Here is a 20,367-nt window from a genome sequence, read left to right on the forward strand (position 1 = left end):
GGTAGTGCCCCGTGGCGTGGTGTAGGAACTGGCATTCACCTGCTTCTTCATAGCTGGTGTCGCTCGTTCACTGAGCGGCGATCATTGCCGTCTCGTCATCATGGTTGCACAGGGCCGTCAGCTTTTCCACCGGCATGTAGCGGCGGGAGACGGCCCACTCATCATTTTGCTCCAACATGAGCGCCCCGACGAGGCGGACGACGGCCTCGCGGTTGGGGAAGATGCCGACGACGTTGGTGCGCCGCTTGATCTCCTTGTTGACGCGCTCCAAGGGGTTGGTGCTGTGCAATTTCGAGCGCAGGCTCTCGTCATAGGCCATGTAGGCCAGCACGTCGTGTTCGGCGTTCGCCATTGTCCTCGGACCAATGGCGGACAAAGGCTCGCTCCATCAGTTCGGCGACATCGCGGAACCGGTCACGAAGGTTGTCGGCGACTTCGCGCCAGCGGGCATGGGCCCGGTCGCGGTTCTTCTCGGCGAAGACGGTCTTCACCACGGCGCTGACCACAGGCTTGTTCGCCTTGCTTACGCGGGCCAGCAGGTTGCGCTGGAAATGCACGCGACAGCGCTGCCACCCGGCGCTCAGGACCTTGCGCGCAGCAGCCTTCAGGCCCTCATGGGCGTCGCTGATGACCATCTGCACGCCGCGCAACCCGCGCCGTGTCAAAGAGCGCAGGAAGTCGGTCCAGAACGTTTCTGCCTCGGATGGCATGACGGTGATCCCCAGGATCTCGCGCCGCCCGTCGGTATTGACCGCCACGGCCACTATCACCGCCATGGAGACGATCCGCCCGCCCTCGCGCAGCTTGACGTAGGTGGCGTCGAGCCAGAGAAAGGGCCAGTCGCCCTCCAGCGGGCGGTTGAGGAACGCCTGCACCCGCTCGTCGATCTCCTCGCACAGCCGCGAGACCAGGCTCTTGGAGGTGCCCGTCAACCCCATGGCGCGCACCAAATCATCAACGGACCGCGTCGAAACGCCATGGATGTAGGCCTCCTGTATCACGGCCATCAGCGCCTTCTCGGCGGTCCTGCGCGGCTCGAGGAAGGTCGGGAAGTAGCTACCCTTGCGCAGCTTCGGGATGTTCAGGCCGATGGTGCCCGCGCGGGTATCCCACTGGCGCGGCCGGTAGCCGTTCCGCTGGTTCTCACGGTCCGGGCTGCGCTCGCCGTGTCCGGCCCCGCAGACAGCGGCCACCTCGATGTCCATAAGCCGCTGCGCGGCGTCCTGGATCAGCTCGCGCAAAAAATCCGCGTCATCGCTCTTGGCGATCACGCCAGGAAGGTCGATCATGGCATCGGTCATCGTGTTCTCCTTCGTTGTCATCGGTCGTTGAACAACCTCAGACTACGAAGAAACGCGGTGGCCGCCAGCCCGGCCGCGCGCTGCGCTAAGCCAAAGGCTTCGCGCGCGGCCTCCTACACCATCCCCGGGGACACTACCCGGCAGCCTGCAGGCACGCTTTAATATCATCCAAGTTCAACCAATCGACTCCTGACTTTCAATGGACGCCGCCAGCATCGGCTACAAATATGCTACATGCTAGCCGTTCAGACCGAACCTCGCCACCCCGAACAGCAAGCATGTAGCACGCTTGTAGCAGAGTGTTGACGGAGGGCGCGAGCCATCGTTAAGTTACTTTTTTTTTGGCGGAAGGGGTGGGATTCGAACCCACGGATGCTTGCACATCGGCGGTTTTCAAGACCGCTGCAATCGACCACTCTGCCACCCTTCCACAATACTCCTGCACAAGTTTTCAAGACCGGTGCAATCGACCACTCTGCCACTCCTCCGGGTCGGGGACTGCGATAGCGTGGTGGGCGCGATTCTGAAAGTGCTGGTTGCGCCGTCGGTCTTTGCACGATTTCGCCCAGCAAGGCACGGGCACTTTCCATGCGCGCGCCTTGCCGCTATTGTTGCGTCATCAGACGCGGGACAAGCGTGAATACGGGCAGCGCGGCAGGGTACCGGCCGCACGGAGGGGCATTGGCGAACATGGCAAGCACGGTAGTCATCCGGCTGGCACTGGCACTCGGCGGAGGGCTGGCACTGGCCGGCTGCGACGATGCACAGATTCCGAGTTTTCTGCGCGGCGGCGGATCGGGAGATGCGACCGCGCCGGTGTCATCGTCGCGCACGGTCGAGCGTGACATCGAGGCGCCCGAGGTGTTCCAGGTCACCGACCAGGGGCTTTGGGACGGACGGCCTTCGCTGGGGGGCGTCTGGGTGGCGCATCCCGAAGCCACCGATCCCGAGCGGGTGATCATTCGAAACGAGGCCAACGGGAAATTCGTGATCGGGGTGCTCTACCGCCCCGAACGCCAGAACCCGGGGCCGGCGTTGCAGGTATCGTCTGAGGCCGCCAAGGAGCTCGAGATGCTGGCCGGGCAGCCCGCGCGGCTGAACGTGACCGCGTTGCGCCGGGCCGAAGTGCCGGTGGATGGCGGTGCGGCCGACGCGCCCGCCACCGATCTGGCCGCCGCCCCTGCCATTGCCGCAACACCGCTCGACCCGATCGCCGCCGCCGCCGCGGCCCTGGACGAGGCCGAGGCCGGCACGCCGGCCAGCGCGCCCGCACCTGCCCCCGCACCGGCCAGCCCCGCCCCCGGCGGACTGGCCAAACCCTTCATCCAGATCGGCATCTTCTCGGTCGAGGCGAACGCCCGCAACACAGCGGAAGCCCTGCGCCGGGCCGGAATGGTCCCGACCATCACGCCGGGCAAGATGAACGGCAAGGATTTCTGGCGGGTGATCGTCGGCCCGGCAACTGGAACCGGCGAGCGCGCGGCGCTTTTGAAAAAGATCAAGGAGTTGGGGTTCAACGACGCCTATTTCGTCACCAACTGATCCCCTGGCCCGCGCCCGTCGATTGCAAGACCGAGACCCGAAAGGATCGCCCGTTACATGTTTCGCTGCCGTCCCACGATCCGCTCGCTGACCCGCCTCGTGCTCGCGGCCGCGCTCACGCTCGTCGCGGCCCTGCCCCTGCGCGCCTTCGAGACCAACGCCCGGGCCGCCTATGTGGTCGATCTGACCACCGATACCGTGCTGTTGCAGAAGGACGCCGACGTGCCGATCCCGCCGGCCTCGATGTCCAAGCTGATGACGCTCAACATGCTGTTCGAGGCGCTTGAGGATGGCCGCGTCAGCCTCGACACCCGTTTCGGGGTGTCCGAGCGGGCAAAGGCGATGGGCGGCTCGACGATGTTTCTCAACACCACCGACCGCCCGACCGTGGCCGAACTGATCCCGGGAATCATCGTCAATTCCGGCAACGACGCCTGCGTCGTGGTGGCCGAAGGGCTCGCGGGCACCGAAGAAGCCTTTGCCACCATGATGACCGAACGCGCCCGCGCCTTGGGCATGAACGATTCCACTTTCGGCAATTCCTCGGGCTGGCCGCACCCGGCGCAGCGCATGTCGGTGCGCGACCTCGCCCTGATCGCGACCCGGCTTATCGAGGAATTCCCGCAGTATTACCACTACTTCGCGATGAGCGAATATCTCTTCGACGGGCGTGCACCGGACAATCGCTTCAACCGCAACCCGCTGCTCAACCTCGGCATCGGGGCCGACGGGCTCAAGACCGGGCACACCTCCGAGGCCGGTTACGGGATGGTGGGCTCGGCGATGCAGGGCAAGCGGCGCATCGTGTTCGTGCTGTCGGGGCTCGACTCCGAGGATGCCCGCGCCAGCGAGGCCGAGGCGATCATCAACTGGGCGTTTCGCCAGTTCGCCATGCGCACGCCGGTCAAGGCGGGCGAAACCCTGGCCCAGGTGCCGGTGTTCCTGGGCAAGACGCCCGATGTCGGGCTGGTGGCGCGCGAGGATGTCGAGATCCTGATGCCGGTCACCGCCAACAAGACGATCAAGGCCGAGATCACCTGGACCGGCCCGGTCGAGGCGCCGGTGGCCGAAGGCCAGCAGATCGCCCGGATGATGATCCGGCGCGAGGGCATGACCGACACCGAGGTGCCGCTTTTTGCCGCCGCCGCCGTCGAAAAGGCGGGTTTCCTGCCGCGCTTCAAGGCCGCGGCCGCCCGGGCGCTCGACATGGCGCGCGAGTTCACCGACGACGCGCCCGCCGAGGCTGTCCCGGTCACCAACTGACCAGATGTCCGGCCTGTTCATCACCTTCGAGGGCATCGACGGCTCCGGAAAGTCGACCCAGGCGCGTCTCTTGGCCGAGACCCTGCAAGGCGAAGGGCACGACGTGGTCCTGACCCGAGAGCCGGGCGGCAGCCCCGGGGCCGAGGAAATCCGCGCGCTGGTGCTCGAGGGCGACCCCGAGCGTTGGTCGGCCAAGACCGAGATCCTGCTGTTCACCGCCGCCCGGCGCGACCATCTCGAACGGGTGATCGACCCGGCGCTGGCCGAGGGCAAGGTGGTGGTCTGCGACCGGTTCGCGGATTCCACCCGGATGTATCAGGGCCTGCGGGCCGAGGGGCTGCGCGAGGTCGTCGATCAACTGCATGAGCTGATGATCGGGCGCGAACCCGACCTGACCTTCATCATCGACATGGACCCGGCCAAGGGCCATGGCCGCGCCAAGGGGCGTGGCGGCACCGAAGAGCGGTTCGAGGATTTCGGTACCGATCTTCAGACGCGCATGCGGGCCGGGTTCCTGGCGCTGGCCCGGCAGTTTCCCGACCGCTGCGTGGTGGTCGACGGCGACCGCGATGTCGCCTCGGTGGCCGCCGAGGTGGCAGGCATCGCGCGGGCGCGGATCGGGTGACGCGCCATGGCTGACCCCGTCGACCTGCCCGAACCCGACCGGATCGAGGGCGCGCCGCATCCGCGCGAGACCGCGCAGGTGTTCGGCCACGCCGCCGCCGAGACCGCGTTTCTCGAGGCCTTCACCTCGGGCCGGCTGCACCACGGCTGGCTGATCTCCGGCCCGCGCGGCGTCGGCAAGGCGACGCTGGCCTGGAAGATCGCGCGCTTTCTGCGCGCCACGCCCGACCCGGGCGGCGCCGGGCTGTTTGGCGAGGCCCCTGCCCCCGCCAGCCTCGACATTCCCGCCGACCACCCGGTCGCGCGCCAGTCGCGCGCCCTGACCGAACCGGGCATCCACCTGGTCAGGCGCAGCGTGAATGACACCACCGGCAAGATGTCCGCCGAGATCCGCGCCATCGATGTGCGCCGCCTGGCCGGGTTCTTCGGCCTCAGCCTGACCGACGGCGGACGGCGGGTGGTGATTCTCGATTGCGCCGACGAGATGAATTCGACCGCCGCCAACGCGCTGTTGAAGATGCTCGAGGAACCGCCGGCGGGCGCGGTGCTGCTCCTGGTCAGCCACCGGCCTTCGCGGCTTCTGCCCACCATCCGCTCGCGCTGCCGCGAATTGCGGCTGGGGCCGCTGGCGCCCGACGATCTGGCCGCCGCCCTCACCGCCGCCGGGGCCGAGGCCGGGGCCGATACCGGCGCGCTGGCCGAACTGGCGGGCGGGTCGGTGGGCGAGGCGCTGCGGCTGTCGCTGCTGGACGGCCCGGCGATCTATTCCGAGCTTGTGGCGATCATCGAACACGCCCCGCGCTATGACCGCCCCCGCGCCATCGCGCTGACCAATTCGCTGGCCGGGGTGGCGAACGCGGCGCGGTTCGACCTGACGCTGCGGCTGGTCGAGCTGTTCCTGTCGCGTCTTGCGCGAACCGGCGCCGGGCATCCGCCCGACCGTGAAGTGTGCCCGGGCGAGGCCGCGCTTTTGTCCCGCCTGTCGCCCGACCGGCACACGGCGACGCGCTGGGCCAGCCTCGGGCAGGACCTGTCGGCGCGCGCCGGACATGGCCGCGCGGTCAACCTCGACCCGGCCGCGCTGACGCTGGACCTGATCTTCCGGATCAACGAAACCGCCGCCGCCCCTGTCGCCTGACCCCTTGACCCCCGCCCTCCAAAGGCGCATTTTTCCGCAATGACGGATAACGGCGACGCCATATTGTCCCTTTTGCCCGCCAAGCTCAAGGCGGCGCGGCAGCAAAAGGCGCTGTCGCTCGAAGCCGTGGCCAAGCTGTCGGGTGTCAGCAAGTCGATGCTCAGCCAGATCGAACGCGGCGAGAGCAGCCCGACCATCTCGACGCTGTGGAACCTCACGCGCGCGTTGCAGGTCGATTTCGCGGGGCTTCTGGACGACGACACCCCGGCCTCGCGCATCTCGGTGCTGCGGTCGGATGCGGTCCCCACCATCGTGGTGCGCGGGTCCGGTTGCCGGGTGCGGATCCTGTCGCCGCCCGAAGACGCGGGCACCCACGAGGTCTATGAGCTTGAGTTCAAACCGGGCGACGCGCTCGACAGCCAGCCGCATGCGGTCGGCGCACGTGAACATCTGACGGTGATCGCCGGCACGCTGACCGTCACCAGCGGCGACAGCCGCGAAACCCTGAGACAGGGCGACAGCGCCCGCTACCCGGCCGATGTCACCCACCGGATCGCCAGCGAGGACGGCGCGCGCGCGATCCTGATCGTCCAGAACAGCTGATATCCGTTATTGCGGACCCGGCGTTCGTTATGATAGACACGGCTCAACGGAGGACGCCATGACCGCAGCTTTTTCACAGCACATCGCCGACACGCTGGCCCAGATCGAGGCCGATGGCCTGACCAAGGTGGAACGGAAAATCACCTCGCCGCAATCGGGCCGGATCGAGGTCGACTCGCGCCCGATCGTCAACCTTTGCGCCAACAATTACCTTGGCCTCGCCAATCACCCGGCCCTGATCGACGCCGCCGCCAAGGCGCTCGTCAGTCACGGCTACGGCATGGCCTCGGTGCGGTTCATCTGCGGCACGCAAGACCTGCACCGCGCGCTGGAACAACGACTCGCCGCCTTTCTCGGCAAGGACGATTCGATCCTCTTCGCCGCCTGTTTCGACGCCAACGGCGGGCTGTTCGAACCGTTGCTCGGCCCCGAAGACGCGGTGATTTCGGACGCGCTCAACCACGCCTCGATCATCGACGGAATCAGGCTGTGCAAGGCCAAACGCTACCGCTTCGCCAATTCCGACATGGCCGACCTTGAACGCCAGTTGCAACAGGCCCGCGCCGATGGCGCCCGCTTCATCATGATCGCCACCGATGGCGTTTTCTCGATGGATGGCTACCTTGCCAACCTGCCCGAAATCACCCGGCTGGCCCGGCAATACGATGCGCTGGTGATGGTCGACGATTGCCATTCCACCGGCTTCATGGGCGACAAGGGCAAGGGCACCGCCAGCCATTTCGGCGTCGAGGTCGATATCCTGACCGGCACGCTCGGCAAGGCGCTGGGCGGGGCGATCGGCGGCTATATCGCGGGCGATCAGGGCGTGATCGACCTGCTGCGCCAGCGCGCCCGGCCCTACCTCTTTTCCAACTCGCTGCCGCCCTCGGTGGTGGCCGCAAGCCTCGAGGCGATCCGCCTTGTCGAGACCGGCGATGACCTGCGCAAGCAGTTGTTCGAGAACACGAAATTCTGGCGTGCCGGGCTTGAGGCACTGGGCTTCTCGCTGCTCGACGGCGAACATCCCATCGTCCCGGTGATGCTGGGCGAGGCGCAACTCGCACAGGATATGTCGGCCCGCCTGTTCGACGAGGGCGTGCTGGCCAGCGGCTTTTTCTTTCCCGTGGTGCCCAAGGGCCAGGCCCGCATCCGCACCCAGATGAGCGCGGCGCTGACCCGCGACGATCTCGAGTTCGCGCTGGGGGCGTTCGAGCGCGCCGGCAAGGCGGTAGGGGGGCTGGCATGACCAATGAAATGAAGGCGCTGGCCAAGCTGAAACCCGAGCCGGGCCTCTGGATGCAGACCGCGCCGGTGCCCGAAATCGGCCCCGACGACGTGCTCATCCGCATCCGCAAGACCGGCATCTGCGGCACCGACATTCACATCTGGGACTGGGACGACTGGGCGAAAAAGACCGTGCCGGTGCCGCTGATCACCGGCCACGAATTCGCCGGCGAGATCGTCGAGATCGGGCACCATGTCGAAGGGCTGGAACTGGGTCAACGCTGCTCTGGCGAGGGGCATCTGATCGGCAAGATGTCCCGCCAGTCGCGCTCGGGCCGCTTTCACCTCGACCCGGCGACGCGCGGCATCGGGGTCAACGAACAGGGCGCTTTCGCCGAATACCTGCGCCTGCCCGCCTTCAACGTGGTGCCGCTGCCCGACGACATCCCCGACGAGATCGGCGCGATCCTCGACCCCTTGGGCAACGCCGTGCATACCGCCCTCAGCTTCGATCTGCTGGGCGAGGATGTGCTGGTCACCGGCGCCGGGCCGATCGGCATCATGGCCGCAGCCGTCGCCCGCCACGCCGGCGCGCGCCATGTCGTCATCACCGATGTGAACCCCGACCGCCTGCGTCTTGCCGCCGAAGTTTCGGACGTGGTGCCGGTGAATGTCGCCGACACCGACCTGACCGATGTGCAACACCAACTCGGGCTGGTCGAGGGCTTCGATGTCGGCCTCGAGATGAGCGGCAATGCCCGCGCCTTCGACCAGATGGTCGGCTCGATGGTGATGGGCGGGCGCATCGCCATGCTTGGCATCCCGCCGGGCAAGTCGCCGGTCGACTGGTCGGCCATCGTGTTCAAGGCGCTGACCATCAAGGGCGTCTATGGCCGCGAGATCTTCGAGACCTGGTACAAGATGATCGCCATGCTTCAGAACGGGCTGGACGTGTCCAAGGTGATCACGCACCGCTTTCCGGTGGACGAGTTCGAGGCGGGCTTCGCGGCGATGAAATCCGGTGCCAGCGGCAAGGTGATCCTCGACTGGGGCTGACGGATCAGCCGCCGTAGTCGAGGAACACCTGCGGCAGCACCAGCGACAACCACGGCACGAAGGCGATGATCAGCAGCGCCACCACCATCGTGACCACCCACGGAAAGATGCGTCGCGCGATCTTGTCGAAAGGGATCTGCCCGACCTGGGCCGCCATGAACAGGTTGGCCCCCAGCGGCGGGGTCACGAAGCCGATGGCCAGCGCCACGATCATCACGATGCCGAAATGCACCGGGTCGATGCCCAGTTCGAGGGTGATCGGCAACAGCACCGGCGTCAGGATCACGATGGCCGCCAGCGTCTCGAGGAAGGTGCCGACGATCAGCAACAGCACGATGGTCGCCAGCAGCACCACATAGCGGCTCTGCGTCATCGACAGCACAAACTCGGCCAGTTGGGTGGGGATCTGTTCCAGCGCGATGATCCGCCCGAAGGCGACCGAAGCGCCGATGATCACCAGCACCGCCGACACCAGCAGCGCCGAGTCGAGCATCATCTTGGGAATGTCGCGCAACGGCAGTTCCTTGTAGACGAACACGCTCACGATCAGCGCATAGACCACCGCGACGGCCGAGCTTTCGGTGGGCGTCACGATGCCGGAATAGATGCCGCCGAGCACCACCACCGGCATCAGCAGCGCCAGCTTGGCCTGGTTCAGCGCGGCCCAGACGCTGCCTTCATGCAGAACCGCCTCACCCTTGTGGGCCATCTTGCGGCGCTGGGTGATGTTGTAGACGATCAGCGTCAGCGCGATCACGATGCCCGGCACGATCCCGGCCATGAACAACGCTGTCACCGACACGCCCGCGGCGACCGCATAGACGATCATCACCACCGAGGGCGGGATCATCACGCCAAGCCCGCCCGCGCTGGCCACCATCGCGCCGGCATAGGCGCGGTCATAGCCGCGCTCGACCAGCGCCGGGATCATCGCCAGCCCGATGGCCGCCACCGTGGCGCTGCCGGTGCCCGAGATCGCGGCGAAGAACAGGCAGGCCATGATCGTGACGGTTCCCAGATCGCCGGGGCTGCGCCCGAAGGCCCGGTCGGCCACCGCGATCAGGCGGCGCGAGATGCCGCCCTGCGCCATCAGGCTGCCGGCCAGCGTGAACAGCACCACCGCGATCAGCGTGAAACTGTTGATGCCCGAGACCAGCCCCAGCGCGTAAAGGTCGAAATTCAGGAACGGCACATAGGCGATGGCCAGAAGGCTCGCCGCGCCCAGCGCGATGCCGATCGGCACGCCGATGATGAGCAGAAGCGCGAAGCTGCCGAACAGGATGGCGGTGGTCATGGCTCAGATATCCAGTTGCGGGCCGAGGCGGGTATCTCCGCGCATGACCACGCGCCAAAGCGAATGCACCAGCCGGGCCGAACTCAGCGCGCCCGACAGGATGATCGCGGCATAAAGCACCCCCAGCGGCCATTCGGTCGAACTCAGGATCTTGCCCCGCTCGAACGCCTGCTGGGTGATGACCACGCCCAGCCAGCACACCATGACCGAGTAGACCAGGAACACCAGTTCGGCGAGCGCGAAGACCCAGCGGCGCAGGGCTTCGGGCAGAAGGTCGAGAACGGCGGTCACACGCATGTGCCGCCGCTCGCGTATCGCGTAGCTGACCCCGAAATAGATCATGTAGACGAAACAGAACCGGGCCAGTTCGTTGGCCACCGCGATGGAGGTGGAGAAGGCAAAGCGCGCGATCACGTCGGCAAAGACCAGCACGATGATCGCCCCGAGCATGGTGACGATCACCACCGGCTCGAACCACTTTTCAAGCATGCGCATTCGCCCCTCCCCGTTTCGCGCGGCTACTTGCCGATGGCGGCCATGAAGGTGTCGTAGAACGCATCACCCACCTTGGCGCGGATGTCGGCTTCGATGGCGCCGTTCATCGTCGCCCCCAGGCGCTGCTTGTCCTCCGTCGGCAGTTCGTTGACCTCAAGTCCGGCCGCCTTCAACTCGTCCAGCGTCGCCGCGTTGGCCTTGGCGGTCAAGTCGCGCTGCAACTCGACGGTCTCGCGCGCCACCTCGGTGACCAGGGCCTGTTCGTCCGCACTCAGCCCCTCGAACCAGTCGAGATTTGCCAGCCACAGTTCCGGCCAATAGATGTGTCCGGTCAGCGACACGTAGTCCTGCACTTCGAAGAAACGTTCGATGATCATCGAGCTCAGCGCGCTTTCCTGGCCGTCGATCAGGCCCTGTTGCAGCGAGGAATAGATCTCGCCCCACGCCAGCGGCACCGGCACCGCGCCGACCGAACGCCAGGCCTTGATCGCGATGGGGTTGTCGGCCGACCGCATCCGGAGCCCCTCGAAGGCCTCGTAGCTGTCGAGCGGCGCGCGGCTGTTGGTAAAGCTGCGGAATCCAAGCTCCATGAAGCCCATGCTCTTGAGCCCGCGCCCCTCCATCGCCGCGGCGATCGCCTGTCCGGCCTCACCATCGAGAAGCGCGCGCGCCTGTTCTTCGTTCTCGAACAGGAGGAACTGGTCGAGCACCGCAAGCTCATCGACCGACGAGGAAAGGTGCACCGACGCGCCGGTGGTCATGGTGATGTTGCCGGACTGGACCAGGTCGGTCATTTCCCGCACGCTGCCAAGCTGGCCGCCGGGGAACAGCTCGACCTGCATCGCGCCGTCCGACCGGGCTTCGATCTGCTCCTCGAAATAGACCAGCGCCTCGTGGATGGGCGAGCTTTCCGGCGTGGCGTGGCCGATCCTGATGGTGGTGTCCGCCAGCACGGGGCCGGTCAGCGCAACCGCGGCCCCAAAGGCCAGAATTGACGTGAGCTTCATGGTTCTCCTCCTGAATTAACCATTCTATTGCAGTTTCGGCCGGTTCCCCCCGGCTCTCCCGCGCCGGCTCCGATGCGTCCCGGCCGTCGAGTATTTCGCATACGTATGCAAATACGATATACCAACCGTGCACAGCGATCAACGCTTTTTCGCATCCGCATTCAATTCGATCAGGACGCCCCGGCACGGGCGCGGCGGCCACGCCTCCCGCGCGCCTCGCTGCCCTCGCCAGCGGCTTTCGGCGGCTTGTTGAACGCGATCCAGGCGGCCCCGTTGGCATCGTTGTTCATCAAAAGGTTGGCGGCGCGGATCGCTTCCATCTCCGACCCCGCACGCGCCTTGGTCGAGCCCATCCCGGTCAGGGCCGCCAGCACCTCGGGGTCGATATCATCAGGCACCACGATGCCCGCCGCCGCCAGCGCGGCGCGCTTTTCCGCCAATTTTGTCGGCCCGACCGGCAGCGCGATCGGGTTCATGATCGCCGAGGTCATCCCCGCCGCGATCGCCATCGGCAGAAAGGCATTGTTCACGCCATGCCGGTTCGGCAGGCCGAACGAGATGTTCGAGGCGCCACAGGTCGTGTTGACACCCAACTCGTCACGCAGCCGCCGGATCAGCGCGAACACCTGCACCCCGGCCGTCGCCATCGCGCCCACCGGCATCACCAGCGGATCGACCACGATGTCATGCGCCGGGATGCCGAAATCCGCCGCGCGCTCGACGATCTTCTTCGCAACGGCAAAGCGCACGTCGGGGTCTTCGGAAATGCCGGTGTCGTCATTCGAGATCGCCACCACCGGCACGTTGTATTTCTTGACCAGCGGCAGGACCAGTTCCAGCCGCTCCTCCTCGCCGGTCACCGAGTTCAAAAGCGGCCGCCCCTCGCAGGCTTCCAGCCCCGCCTTCAACGCACCCGGCACCGAGCTGTCGATGCACAGGGGCACATCGACCAGCCCCTGCACCAGCTCGATCATCTGCCGCATCAGCGGCGGTTCGGTCTCGTTCGGGTTGGGGTTCGAGTTGAAGACGACCCCCGCGTTCACGTCGAGCATCGTCGCCCCCGCCGCGACCTGCGCCAGCGCATCGGACTCGACGGTCGAGAAGTCTCCGGCCTCAAGTTCGGCGGCCAGCTTCTTGCGGCCCGTGGGGTTGATGCGCTCTCCGATCACGCAGAAGGGCTCGTCAAAGCCGATGATCGCGGTTTTGGTTTTGCTCTCGACGATGGTGCGGGTCATGGGCTCTCTCAGATCTGGTTGGCGGGTTTGGCGGCATCGCCGCCGTTCTCGGTGGCCCAGGCGGCGCTGGCCGTGATGCCGCCGAGGGGGAAGAAATGGACCCGTTCGATGTTGAAATCCGGGTTCGCCGCCTTGTGCGCCGCAAGGTCCGCAATCACGCGCTCCGGCGTAAACGGCAGCAGCAGCTTGGACACGTCGCGGGCGCGTTTTTGCAGCACCCGCAGGCTTGCCCCCACCCCGCAGGCGACCGAGAACTTGATCAGGGTCTGGAGCTTGGCGGGCCCGGCGATGCCGATATGAATGGGCAGGTCGATCCCCTCGGCGGCCAGCCGGTCGGCCCAGGCGATAACCGGCGCCGCCTCGAAACAGAACTGGGTCACGATCGCCATGTCGGCATCGCTGCGATCACGGAACGCCTGCTTCCAACGCAGCGCGTCGAGCAGCGCCCGGTCCGAGCCGTCAGGCGCGATGTCGCGATTGCCCTCGGGGTGGCCCGCCACATGCAGACGCTTGAAGCCGGCGCGGTCGAACAGCCCGGTGTCGAGCATCTGCATCGAATCGGCGAACGCGCCCTTGGGCGCATCCAGACCGCCAGCCAGCAACAGCGCCTGATCCACCCCCGCCTCGCCCTGATAGCGCGCGATCCAGTCGGCCAGCATCGCCTTGTCGCGAATCATCCGGGCCGCGAAATGCGGCATCACGTCGAACCCCTCGGCCTTCAGCCGGGCGGCGGTGGCGACCATGTCGTCGATCGGGGTGCCGTCGATATGGGCGATGTAGACGCGGGTTTTCGCGGGCAGAAGGGCGCGGAAATCCTCAACCTTCTCTGCGGTGCGCGGCATCACCTCGATGGAGTAGCCGTCCAGAAACGCCTCGACCTCGGGCGCGGCGGGCCTGCCCCCGGCGTTCTTTCTGAAGTGCAACAGCGTCATCGGCGCCTCCCTGACTGGTGCCCGGCATGCTGTGTTTGCCGGGGCGGATTGCGGTCGTTTAACACGACTGAATGCGCATTCATATCTTTTTTGATACTTTGCTTCATTTTTTGGCCGATTCAATCATGGCTCATGTTTGCAGTAGATTCCCGAAGCGATCTGCTGCTATAACGCATATGAATGCGCATTCGTCGCATCGTGTCACACGCACCACGGCCGAAACCCGTGCCGCAACAAGAGGATGCCACAATGGCGATGACCCCGAGGGAGAATTTCAAGGCGGCGATGGACCGGACCGGGCCGGAATGGGTGCCGATGGACATGGGCAAGCACATCGGTTCGATCCACAAGAAACACTATGCCGAACTGGCCAAGGCCCTGCCGGAACTCGACCTGAAGAACAGCGCGGTGATTCTCGACCGCATGGCCCAGACCGTGGTGCCCGACGAATCGCTCCTGCAATACTTCAACATCGACTTCCGCTGGCTGGTCCCCAACTGGGTGCAACTGACCGAGCGCGAGGACATGGACGGCTATTTCGACATGTGGGGCGTGCCCTACAAGGGCGCGCATGGCGACCACTACGCGGTCGACAGCCAGGCCACCGCGCCGCTGGCCCATTGCGAAACCGTCGAGGATGTCGAAGCCTTCGCCTGGCCCGACCCCGAAGACCCGGCGCAGTTCGCCGGGCTGGGCGAGCGGGCGCGCGAGCTTTACGAGACCACCGGCTATGTGCTGGGGGCCGACGCGATCAAGGCCGGCCCGCTGATGTCGGCGCTGCAGATGCGCGGCTATGAGAAATACTTCATGGACATGGTCATCAACCCCGAACTGTCGGATGCGATCCTCGGCAAGATCACCGACCTTCTGTGCCGGATGTGGACCCGTTTCATGGACGAGGTCGGGCCATATGTGCAGATCGCCTATGTCACCGACGACCTCGGCACGCAGACCTCGCTCTTGCTGTCGCCCAAGCTCTACCGCAAGCGCATCAAGCCGTTTCACACGCAGCTTCACCAGCACATCAAGTCCTGTGCCGACGTGAAGCTGATGATGCACACCGACGGCGCGGTGCTGCCGCTGATCGAGGATCTGATCGAGACCGGGGCGGATATCCTCAACCCCGTGCAGACCTCGACCGCCGGCATGGACGACACCGCCGCACTGAACGAGAAATTCGGCGACCGCCTGGCGTTTCACGGCGCGATGGACGTGCAGCAGATGATGCCGAACGCGACCGGGGAAGAACTGCGTTGGGAGATCGCCCGGCGGATGACCGACCTCGGCTCGGATGGCGGCTATATCATCGCGCCGTGCCACAATATCGGCCACGACATCCCGGTCGAGAACACGCTGGCGTTTTTCCGCATGGCGCATGAGATGGGCCGCTACCCGATCGCGCTGGACGATGCGCTGGCCAGCAACGCCTCGTATTTCGAGCGCCTGCGCCGCGAGGGCGACGCATGACCCCCAACGCCCGCTTCAAGGCGCGTCTGGTGGCGCGCGAGCCGTTGGTCGGCTGTTTCGTCAAGACCCCGCACCCCACCGTGGTCGAGGTGCTGGGTGCGACGGATCTCGACTTCGTGGTGCTCGACGGCGAGCATTCGCCGTTCGACCGCGCCGCCATCGACGCATGCATGCTGGCCGCGCGTGCGGTCGGCTGCCCGGTGCTGGTGCGGGTGCCCGACGACAACCCCGCCTTCATCCTGAACGTCCTCGACTGCGGCGCGGCGGGGGTGGTGGTGCCGCATGTGACCTCGCCCGAACAGGCCGCGCGCCTGGCCGCCGCGATGCGCTATGCCCCCGGCGGGCGCGGCATCGCCGGGACCACGCGGGCCGGTGGCTACGGCACGCGCCCCCTGCCCGAGCATCGCGCCCAGGCAGGCGACGAGGTGGCGCTGATCTGCCAGATCGAGGACCGCGAAGGCGTCGAGTGCTTCGAAGCCATCGCCGCCGTCGACGGTGTCGATGCCCTTTTCGTCGGACGCGCCGACCTGACCGTCAGCTACGGGCTGGACGATTTCGCCGCCCCCGAGGTCGCCACGATCTGCGGCGAGGTGCTTGGCGCAAAAGGCGCCGCTACCGGCCTCTACTGCGGCCCCGCCGAGGACGCGGCACAATGGCGTGCCAGGGGTGCGAGTTTCGTCGTCACCGGTTCCGACCACACCTTCCTGATCGCCGGCGCCAAGGCGCTCGCGGCCACCATCAAACCCTGAGGTCATCATGGCAAAAGACATGCTCACCCCCGATTACGCCCGCAACGTCCGCATCCTCGGCCATTCCGATCAGGGCGGGCGTGCCGACGGCATCCAGATCATGGTGTCCGGCGGCTATGCCTATGTCGGGCACGTGTTCAACAATGGCTTTTCGGTGATCGACGTGCGCGACGCGAAGAACCCGAAATTCGTGCGCCACATCCCGCAGCCCGAAGGCACCTGGAGCCAGCACATCCAGACCCATGGCGACATCATGATCGTCAACAACATGTGCGACATGCTGCGGGTCGAGACCTCGGGCGCCTTCGATCCGGGCGACTATTACAAGGGCTCGGTGGCCGACAAGGTCGACATCACGGCGGGAGAGCGGCCCTATTCGGCCGGGATGCGCATCTATGACATCTCCGACCGCGCCAACCCGCGCGAGATCGCCTTTTTCGAGGTGCCGGGGCTGGGCGTTCACCGCACCTTCTGGGACGGCGGCGACTGGGTCTATTTCTCGGCCCTGCCGCCGGGGTTCTCCGACGACATCTTCATGATCGCGGATTTCAAAAACCCCGAGAAACCCGAGATCGTGTCGCAGCTCTGGCTGCCCGGCATGAACACGGCGGCGGGTGAGACGCCGCACTGGGACCAGAAATACCGCTACGCCCTGCACCATGCCATCGTGAAGGGCGATCTGGCCGCCGCCGCCTGGCGCGATGGCGGCATGTCGCTGATCGACGTGTCCGACCGCCACAACCCGCGCTTCATCAGCCACGACAACCCCTGCCCGCCGTTCGCCGGCCACACTCACAACACCCTGCCGCTGCCGGGCCGGGGCCTGATGTTCGTGGTCGAGGAAAGCCAGGCCGACAACTGCGAGGATGGCATCAAGCGCAACTGGGTCTATGACATCTCGGTGCCGGAAAACCCCGTCACCATCGCCACCACGCTGCCGCCCGACGAGATCGACTACAAATCGAAAGGCGGCCAGTTCGGCCCGCACAACGTGCACGAAAACCGCTCCGAGGGCTTCCAGAGCGAGGAATTGATGTTCGTGAGCTACCAGAACGCCGGTTTGCGGGTCTATGACATCTCGAACCCCTTCCGCCCCGAAGAGGTCGCCGCCTGCGTGCCGCCCGCGCCGGACAAGCTGATGGATTACCGCCCCAACCGGCCCGTGGTGGTCGACACCACAGATGTCTATGTCGACAAGGCCGGGCTGATCTACACCACCGACATGAATGCCGGGCTGACGATCATGGAGCTGGAGGGACTCTGATGGCAAACGTGCTGATTGCCGGGCGTATCCACCCCGCCGGCATGGCGATCCTCGAGGCCGAGCCGGGGCTTGAGATCACCGCGATCACCGACCCCGGCGCGGCGCTGCCGCCCGAGGCGCTGGCGACCGCCGACGCGCTTCTGATCCGCTATGGAGACCTGACCGAGACACAGGCCGCCGCGATGCCCAACCTCAAGGTGGTGTCGCGCCACGGCGTCGGTTGCGACAACCTGCCTGTGGCCGCCCTTGCGGCGCGCGGCGTGCCCGTCACCATCGTCGGCCCGGTCAACGCGGTCGCGGTGGCCGAGCAGGTGATGGCGATGCTGATGGCGCTGATCAAGCAGATCGGCCCCTATGACGCGGCGGTGCGCGGCGGCAACTGGGCAATCCGCGACAGCCTCGCGGTGGGCGAGTTGTCGGGCCGCAGCCTGATGCTCGTGGGCTTTGGCCGGATCGGGCGCGAGGTGGCACGCAGGGCGGCTGCCTTCGACATGCAGGTGCATATCCACGACCCCTTCGTGGACGAGGCCACGATCCGCGCCGCCGGCTACCAGCCAGTGCCCGACTGGCGCGCGGCGCTGCCCGAGATGGACGCGCTCAGCCTGCACCTGCCCGCCACGCCCGAGACCCGCGGCATGATCGGCGCGGCGGAACTCGCCGCGATGAAATCCACCGCGATCCTGATCAACGCCGCCCGCGGCGGGCTGGTGGACGAGACCGCGCTTTTCGACGCGCTCACCGGGCACATGGCGCGGGGCGGCGCGGGGCTCGACTGTTTCGCCGCCGAGCCCCCTGCCCCCGACCTGCCGCTTCTGACCCTGCCCAACGTGGTCGTCAGCCCGCATTCCGCCGCGCTAAGTGCGGAAACCGCGCAGCGCATGGGCGAGGTCGCGGCCCGCAACGTGATCGCCGGGCTGAAAGGCCGGCTCGACCCGGCGCTGGTCTTCAACCTCGCAGCCCTGAACGAGGCCGGTCATGGCCTATGAGATCCCGACCGAAGGCACGATCCCCTTTCTCGACATCACCATCCCGATCCATTGGGACAACCACGCCATCCTGATGTTCGCCATCTGGTTCGTCGTGGTGCCGGCCTCGGTGATGTTCCTGCGCTTCGGCAAGATCGCGCCGCGCCTTTACGGCATCCCGCGCGGCACGCCGAAATGGGCCTGGCCGGAACTGTGCTGGACGGTTCACAAGTGGTCCCTCTACGCCGCGATCGGGCTGGCGCTGGCGGGCGCGGCCTTTGCCATGCTGCTCAGCGGCGGGTTTTCCGGCACGCTGCACGCCTGGTTCGGGATCGGCACGCTCACCCTTGGCGCGCTTCAGATCGTGTCGTCATGGTTTCGCGGCAGCCACGGCGGGCGCAAGGCCCCCGCCGCCGACCCCGACAACCGCGCCACATGGGGCGGCGACCACTTCGACATGACCGCGCAACGCTGGTGGTTCGAGGCCTGGCACAAGACCTCGGGCTATTTCGCGCTGTTTCTGGCGGGCGGCGCGGTCGGCACCGGGCTGGCGCAGCACTGGATGCCGCTGATCGCCGGGGCGCTGGCGCTGGTGGTGGTCGGCGGGCTGATCGCGGCGGTGGTGCTGCAGGGGCTGGGCCACAAGCACGACACCTACCAGTCGGTCTATGGCTACCACCCGGAAAACCCGTTCAACAAACGCCGCTACGCCAAGATGATCGAGGCCGAGGGCGAAAAGCCCTGAGCCTCAGCGCCGCACGGTCAGGCCGAGCAGGGAGTTGAGCGGCTGGAAACAGCCGGTCGCGGTGACGCTCACGCCGGGATTCACCCCGTCGAACACGCCCAGCAGCGCCTGAACCCGGGCCGGATCCCAGACCTTGCGTTCACCGCAAAGCGCATGGGCCTGCACCGGGATGCGCCGGAGCCGCGCGGCGGGTTGCTCGGCGCGAAACCGGGCATGGGCATCGCGGCCAAGCGCAAACAGCACCTCGCCCGCCAGGTCGGATTGCACATGGTGCGCCGCATAATCCCCGCCCAGCCGCTCGAACGCAGCCGCCTGGTCGAACCCCAGCGTCAGAAGATAGGCCGCGACCGTGCCGCCCGCCGCGACATCGCGGGCAAGGGCTGCGTCCTCCAGCGTCACCCGGTCGGCAATGCGCACCGCATCGGCTTCGACCCGGGCCGCGACCGGCAGGAACACCGCCTGCGGCCGGGCCAATTCGGCGATGCAGGCCGCGGCCTCGTCGAGCCACCCGCGCAGCCCATCCGCCGCCCGGCCGCCCTTGGCCAACAGCCTTGCATATTGCTTCTGCCGCCCGAGCCGCGCCCGGGCATTTTCAAGGTAGAGCGAAACCGGCGCCTCGAAGCGCAGCCCGACATCGGGAAAGGCGCGATGAAAGCTCATCCGGTCATGCCACCTGCATGCCCAGCACGTGCTTGACCGCCTTGACCGCGCCCGGCGCATCCTCGCCGAACCCGTCGGCGCCGATCTTGTCGGCATAATCCTGGGTGATCACCGCCCCGCCGATCACCACCTTGGCGTGGTTGCAGGTCTGGCGCAGGTGGTTCACCACGCTGATCATCTGCGGCTTGGTGGTGGTCAGAAGCGCGCTGAGGCAGACCACCTGGTTGCCCCGCGCCACCGCTTTCTCGAACTCCTCGTCCGGCACGTCGACGCCCAGATCCTCGACCTCGAACCCCGCGCCCTTGAGCATCATCACCACCAGGTTCTTGCCGATGTCGTGCAGATCGCCCTTGACGCTGCCGATGCAGACGCGGCCCAGCGGCTCGCGCGCGGTCGAGGCCAGGGTCGGTTCGATGATGTCGATGCCGCCCTGCATGGCGCGCGCCGCCACCAGCATCTCGGGCACGAAGATCTCGCCCGCCGAGAACTGGTCGCCGACCTCGCCCATCGCCGGGATCATGGTATCGTCGAGCAGCGCGCCCAGGTCGTCACCATCGTCGCGCGCCTTGGTCACGAGCTCGACCACGGTTTCGCGGTCGCCGTCGCAGATCGCTTCGAACAGCTCGTCCTTCTCGTCCTCGGTCAGCATGGCGGCACCCTCAATTCGCTTTGGTCCGATTCGGAAACTGAATGCGCATTCAATATCATGCAATTGCTGCATCCGTCAATCGCCGCCTGCACCGCGCGATGCCCACAACATTGGAAGGGTTCCAAAGCGCGCCGGGCTGGTATAGGTGTCGTTT

General features: G+C 66.5%; 19 protein-coding genes, 1 tRNA gene and 1 pseudogene. 12 read left to right on the forward strand and 9 right to left on the reverse strand.

Annotation, left to right across the window (positions count from 1 at the left end; all coding sequences use genetic code 11):
• Positions 1–67 precede the first annotated feature (67 nt).
• Positions 68–1,301 (reverse strand): annotated as a pseudogene (locus FVF75_RS12260) (IS256 family transposase).
• A gap of 342 nt (positions 1,302–1,643) precedes the next feature.
• Positions 1,644–1,731, reverse strand: a tRNA-Ser gene (locus tag FVF75_RS12265).
• 260 nt (positions 1,732–1,991) lie between these two features.
• Here FVF75_RS12265 and FVF75_RS12270 point away from each other — a divergent pair.
• Genes FVF75_RS12270 through tdh form a run of 7 tightly spaced genes read left to right on the forward strand, consistent with a single transcriptional unit; the run spans position 1,992 to position 8,751 of the window.
• The gene (locus FVF75_RS12270; RefSeq protein ID WP_148378280.1) at positions 1,992–2,843 is read left to right on the forward strand and encodes an SPOR domain-containing protein; all 852 of its coding nucleotides are present in this window, start codon (positions 1,992–1,994) and stop codon (positions 2,841–2,843) included.
• A 57-nt stretch (positions 2,844–2,900) separates the two neighbouring features.
• Entirely contained in the window at positions 2,901–4,106 is a 1,206-nt protein-coding gene (locus FVF75_RS12275) for a D-alanyl-D-alanine carboxypeptidase family protein (protein ID WP_148378283.1), read from the forward strand.
• Between the two features lie 4 nt (positions 4,107–4,110).
• Entirely contained in the window at positions 4,111–4,731 is a 621-nt protein-coding gene (tmk, locus tag FVF75_RS12280; RefSeq protein ID WP_148378287.1) for a dTMP kinase, read from the forward strand.
• Between the two features lie 6 nt (positions 4,732–4,737).
• The gene (locus FVF75_RS12285; RefSeq protein WP_148378290.1) at positions 4,738–5,868 is read left to right on the forward strand and encodes a DNA polymerase III subunit delta'; all 1,131 of its coding nucleotides are present in this window, start codon (positions 4,738–4,740) and stop codon (positions 5,866–5,868) included.
• Positions 5,869–5,907: 39 nt separating this feature from the next.
• Positions 5,908–6,471 (forward strand): helix-turn-helix domain-containing protein, encoded by a 564-nt coding sequence (locus tag FVF75_RS12290; RefSeq protein WP_148378293.1) that lies wholly within the window; start codon positions 5,908–5,910, stop codon positions 6,469–6,471.
• 58 nt (positions 6,472–6,529) lie between these two features.
• Entirely contained in the window at positions 6,530–7,717 is a 1,188-nt protein-coding gene (locus FVF75_RS12295) for a glycine C-acetyltransferase (protein WP_148378296.1), read from the forward strand.
• A complete protein-coding gene (tdh, locus tag FVF75_RS12300; protein ID WP_148378299.1) occupies positions 7,714–8,751 on the forward strand; it encodes an L-threonine 3-dehydrogenase in 1,038 nt (345 codons plus the stop codon). The genes FVF75_RS12295 and tdh overlap by 4 nt, the downstream gene beginning before the upstream one ends.
• Positions 8,752–8,755: 4 nt before the next feature.
• Here the strand turns inward: tdh and FVF75_RS12305 are convergent, their stop codons facing one another.
• The 5 genes from FVF75_RS12305 to FVF75_RS12325 form a co-directional block, all read right to left on the reverse strand.
• Positions 8,756–10,045 carry a TRAP transporter large permease gene (locus FVF75_RS12305; protein ID WP_148378302.1) on the reverse strand — a complete coding sequence of 430 codons (1,290 nt, stop codon included), beginning with the start codon at positions 10,043–10,045 and terminating at the stop codon, positions 8,756–8,758.
• Positions 10,046–10,048: 3 nt separating this feature from the next.
• Positions 10,049–10,540: a TRAP transporter small permease gene (locus tag FVF75_RS12310; RefSeq protein WP_148378305.1), complete on the reverse strand. Its 492-nt coding sequence runs from the start codon at positions 10,538–10,540 to the stop codon at positions 10,049–10,051.
• Positions 10,541–10,563: 23 nt separating this feature from the next.
• Positions 10,564–11,547 carry a TRAP transporter substrate-binding protein gene (locus FVF75_RS12315; protein ID WP_148378308.1) on the reverse strand — a complete coding sequence of 328 codons (984 nt, stop codon included), beginning with the start codon at positions 11,545–11,547 and terminating at the stop codon, positions 10,564–10,566.
• A gap of 170 nt (positions 11,548–11,717) precedes the next feature.
• Positions 11,718–12,782, reverse strand: a complete 1,065-nt coding sequence (locus FVF75_RS12320; protein WP_148378311.1) for a methyltetrahydrofolate cobalamin methyltransferase — start codon at positions 12,780–12,782, stop codon at positions 11,718–11,720.
• Between the two features lie 8 nt (positions 12,783–12,790).
• Positions 12,791–13,714 carry a methylenetetrahydrofolate reductase gene (locus FVF75_RS12325; RefSeq protein WP_148378313.1) on the reverse strand — a complete coding sequence of 308 codons (924 nt, stop codon included), beginning with the start codon at positions 13,712–13,714 and terminating at the stop codon, positions 12,791–12,793.
• A 249-nt stretch (positions 13,715–13,963) separates the two neighbouring features.
• Here FVF75_RS12325 and FVF75_RS12330 point away from each other — a divergent pair, with 249 nt between their 5' ends.
• Genes FVF75_RS12330 through FVF75_RS12350 form a run of 5 tightly spaced genes read left to right on the forward strand, consistent with a single transcriptional unit; the run spans position 13,964 to position 18,904 of the window.
• Positions 13,964–15,181 carry a uroporphyrinogen decarboxylase family protein gene (locus tag FVF75_RS12330; protein ID WP_187393064.1) on the forward strand — a complete coding sequence of 406 codons (1,218 nt, stop codon included), beginning with the start codon at positions 13,964–13,966 and terminating at the stop codon, positions 15,179–15,181.
• Complete coding sequence (locus FVF75_RS12335; RefSeq protein ID WP_148378320.1) at positions 15,178–15,930, forward strand: HpcH/HpaI aldolase family protein; 753 nt, start codon at positions 15,178–15,180, stop codon at positions 15,928–15,930. Before FVF75_RS12330 ends, FVF75_RS12335 begins: the two co-directional genes overlap by 4 nt.
• 7 nt (positions 15,931–15,937) lie before the next feature.
• Complete coding sequence (locus tag FVF75_RS12340) at positions 15,938–17,194, forward strand: LVIVD repeat-containing protein (RefSeq protein ID WP_148378323.1); 1,257 nt, start codon at positions 15,938–15,940, stop codon at positions 17,192–17,194.
• On the forward strand, positions 17,194–18,180 hold the full coding sequence (locus FVF75_RS12345) for a hydroxyacid dehydrogenase (RefSeq protein WP_148378325.1): 987 nt from the start codon (positions 17,194–17,196) through the stop codon (positions 18,178–18,180). Before FVF75_RS12340 ends, FVF75_RS12345 begins: the two co-directional genes overlap by 1 nt.
• Complete coding sequence (locus FVF75_RS12350; RefSeq protein ID WP_148378328.1) at positions 18,170–18,904, forward strand: cytochrome b family protein; 735 nt, start codon at positions 18,170–18,172, stop codon at positions 18,902–18,904. Before FVF75_RS12345 ends, FVF75_RS12350 begins: the two co-directional genes overlap by 11 nt.
• Before the next feature lie 3 nt (positions 18,905–18,907).
• Here FVF75_RS12350 and FVF75_RS12355 read toward each other — a convergent pair whose 3' ends face one another.
• Together FVF75_RS12355 and FVF75_RS12360 are read right to left on the reverse strand one after the other, a co-directional pair.
• Entirely contained in the window at positions 18,908–19,564 is a 657-nt protein-coding gene (locus FVF75_RS12355) for a hypothetical protein (RefSeq protein ID WP_148378331.1), read from the reverse strand.
• Between the two features lie 4 nt (positions 19,565–19,568).
• Positions 19,569–20,213, reverse strand: coding sequence for a corrinoid protein (locus tag FVF75_RS12360; protein WP_148378334.1), 645 nt, complete (start codon positions 20,211–20,213; stop codon positions 19,569–19,571).
• Positions 20,214–20,367 lie beyond the last annotated feature (154 nt).

The organism is Maritimibacter fusiformis (assembly GCF_008086115.1).
GTDB lineage: Bacteria > Pseudomonadota > Alphaproteobacteria > Rhodobacterales > Rhodobacteraceae > Muriiphilus > Muriiphilus fusiformis.

Coding starts and splice junctions, on each gene's coding strand:
- FVF75_RS12270 (WP_148378280.1), top strand. CDS start 1,992: ATGGCAAGCACGGTAGTCATCCGGCTGGCACTGGCACTCGGCGGAGGG.
- FVF75_RS12275 (WP_148378283.1), top strand. CDS start 2,901: ATGTTTCGCTGCCGTCCCACGATCCGCTCGCTGACCCGCCTCGTGCTC.
- tmk (WP_148378287.1), top strand. CDS start 4,111: ATGTCCGGCCTGTTCATCACCTTCGAGGGCATCGACGGCTCCGGAAAG.
- FVF75_RS12285 (WP_148378290.1), top strand. CDS start 4,738: ATGGCTGACCCCGTCGACCTGCCCGAACCCGACCGGATCGAGGGCGCG.
- FVF75_RS12290 (WP_148378293.1), top strand. CDS start 5,908: ATGACGGATAACGGCGACGCCATATTGTCCCTTTTGCCCGCCAAGCTC.
- FVF75_RS12295 (WP_148378296.1), top strand. CDS start 6,530: ATGACCGCAGCTTTTTCACAGCACATCGCCGACACGCTGGCCCAGATC.
- tdh (WP_148378299.1), top strand. CDS start 7,714: ATGACCAATGAAATGAAGGCGCTGGCCAAGCTGAAACCCGAGCCGGGC.
- FVF75_RS12305 (WP_148378302.1), bottom strand. CDS start 10,045: ATGACCACCGCCATCCTGTTCGGCAGCTTCGCGCTTCTGCTCATCATC.
- FVF75_RS12310 (WP_148378305.1), bottom strand. CDS start 10,540: ATGCGCATGCTTGAAAAGTGGTTCGAGCCGGTGGTGATCGTCACCATG.
- FVF75_RS12315 (WP_148378308.1), bottom strand. CDS start 11,547: ATGAAGCTCACGTCAATTCTGGCCTTTGGGGCCGCGGTTGCGCTGACC.
- FVF75_RS12320 (WP_148378311.1), bottom strand. CDS start 12,782: ATGACCCGCACCATCGTCGAGAGCAAAACCAAAACCGCGATCATCGGC.
- FVF75_RS12325 (WP_148378313.1), bottom strand. CDS start 13,714: ATGACGCTGTTGCACTTCAGAAAGAACGCCGGGGGCAGGCCCGCCGCG.
- FVF75_RS12330 (WP_187393064.1), top strand. CDS start 13,964: ATGGCGATGACCCCGAGGGAGAATTTCAAGGCGGCGATGGACCGGACC.
- FVF75_RS12335 (WP_148378320.1), top strand. CDS start 15,178: ATGACCCCCAACGCCCGCTTCAAGGCGCGTCTGGTGGCGCGCGAGCCG.
- FVF75_RS12340 (WP_148378323.1), top strand. CDS start 15,938: ATGGCAAAAGACATGCTCACCCCCGATTACGCCCGCAACGTCCGCATC.
- FVF75_RS12345 (WP_148378325.1), top strand. CDS start 17,194: ATGGCAAACGTGCTGATTGCCGGGCGTATCCACCCCGCCGGCATGGCG.
- FVF75_RS12350 (WP_148378328.1), top strand. CDS start 18,170: ATGGCCTATGAGATCCCGACCGAAGGCACGATCCCCTTTCTCGACATC.
- FVF75_RS12355 (WP_148378331.1), bottom strand. CDS start 19,564: ATGAGCTTTCATCGCGCCTTTCCCGATGTCGGGCTGCGCTTCGAGGCG.
- FVF75_RS12360 (WP_148378334.1), bottom strand. CDS start 20,213: ATGCTGACCGAGGACGAGAAGGACGAGCTGTTCGAAGCGATCTGCGAC.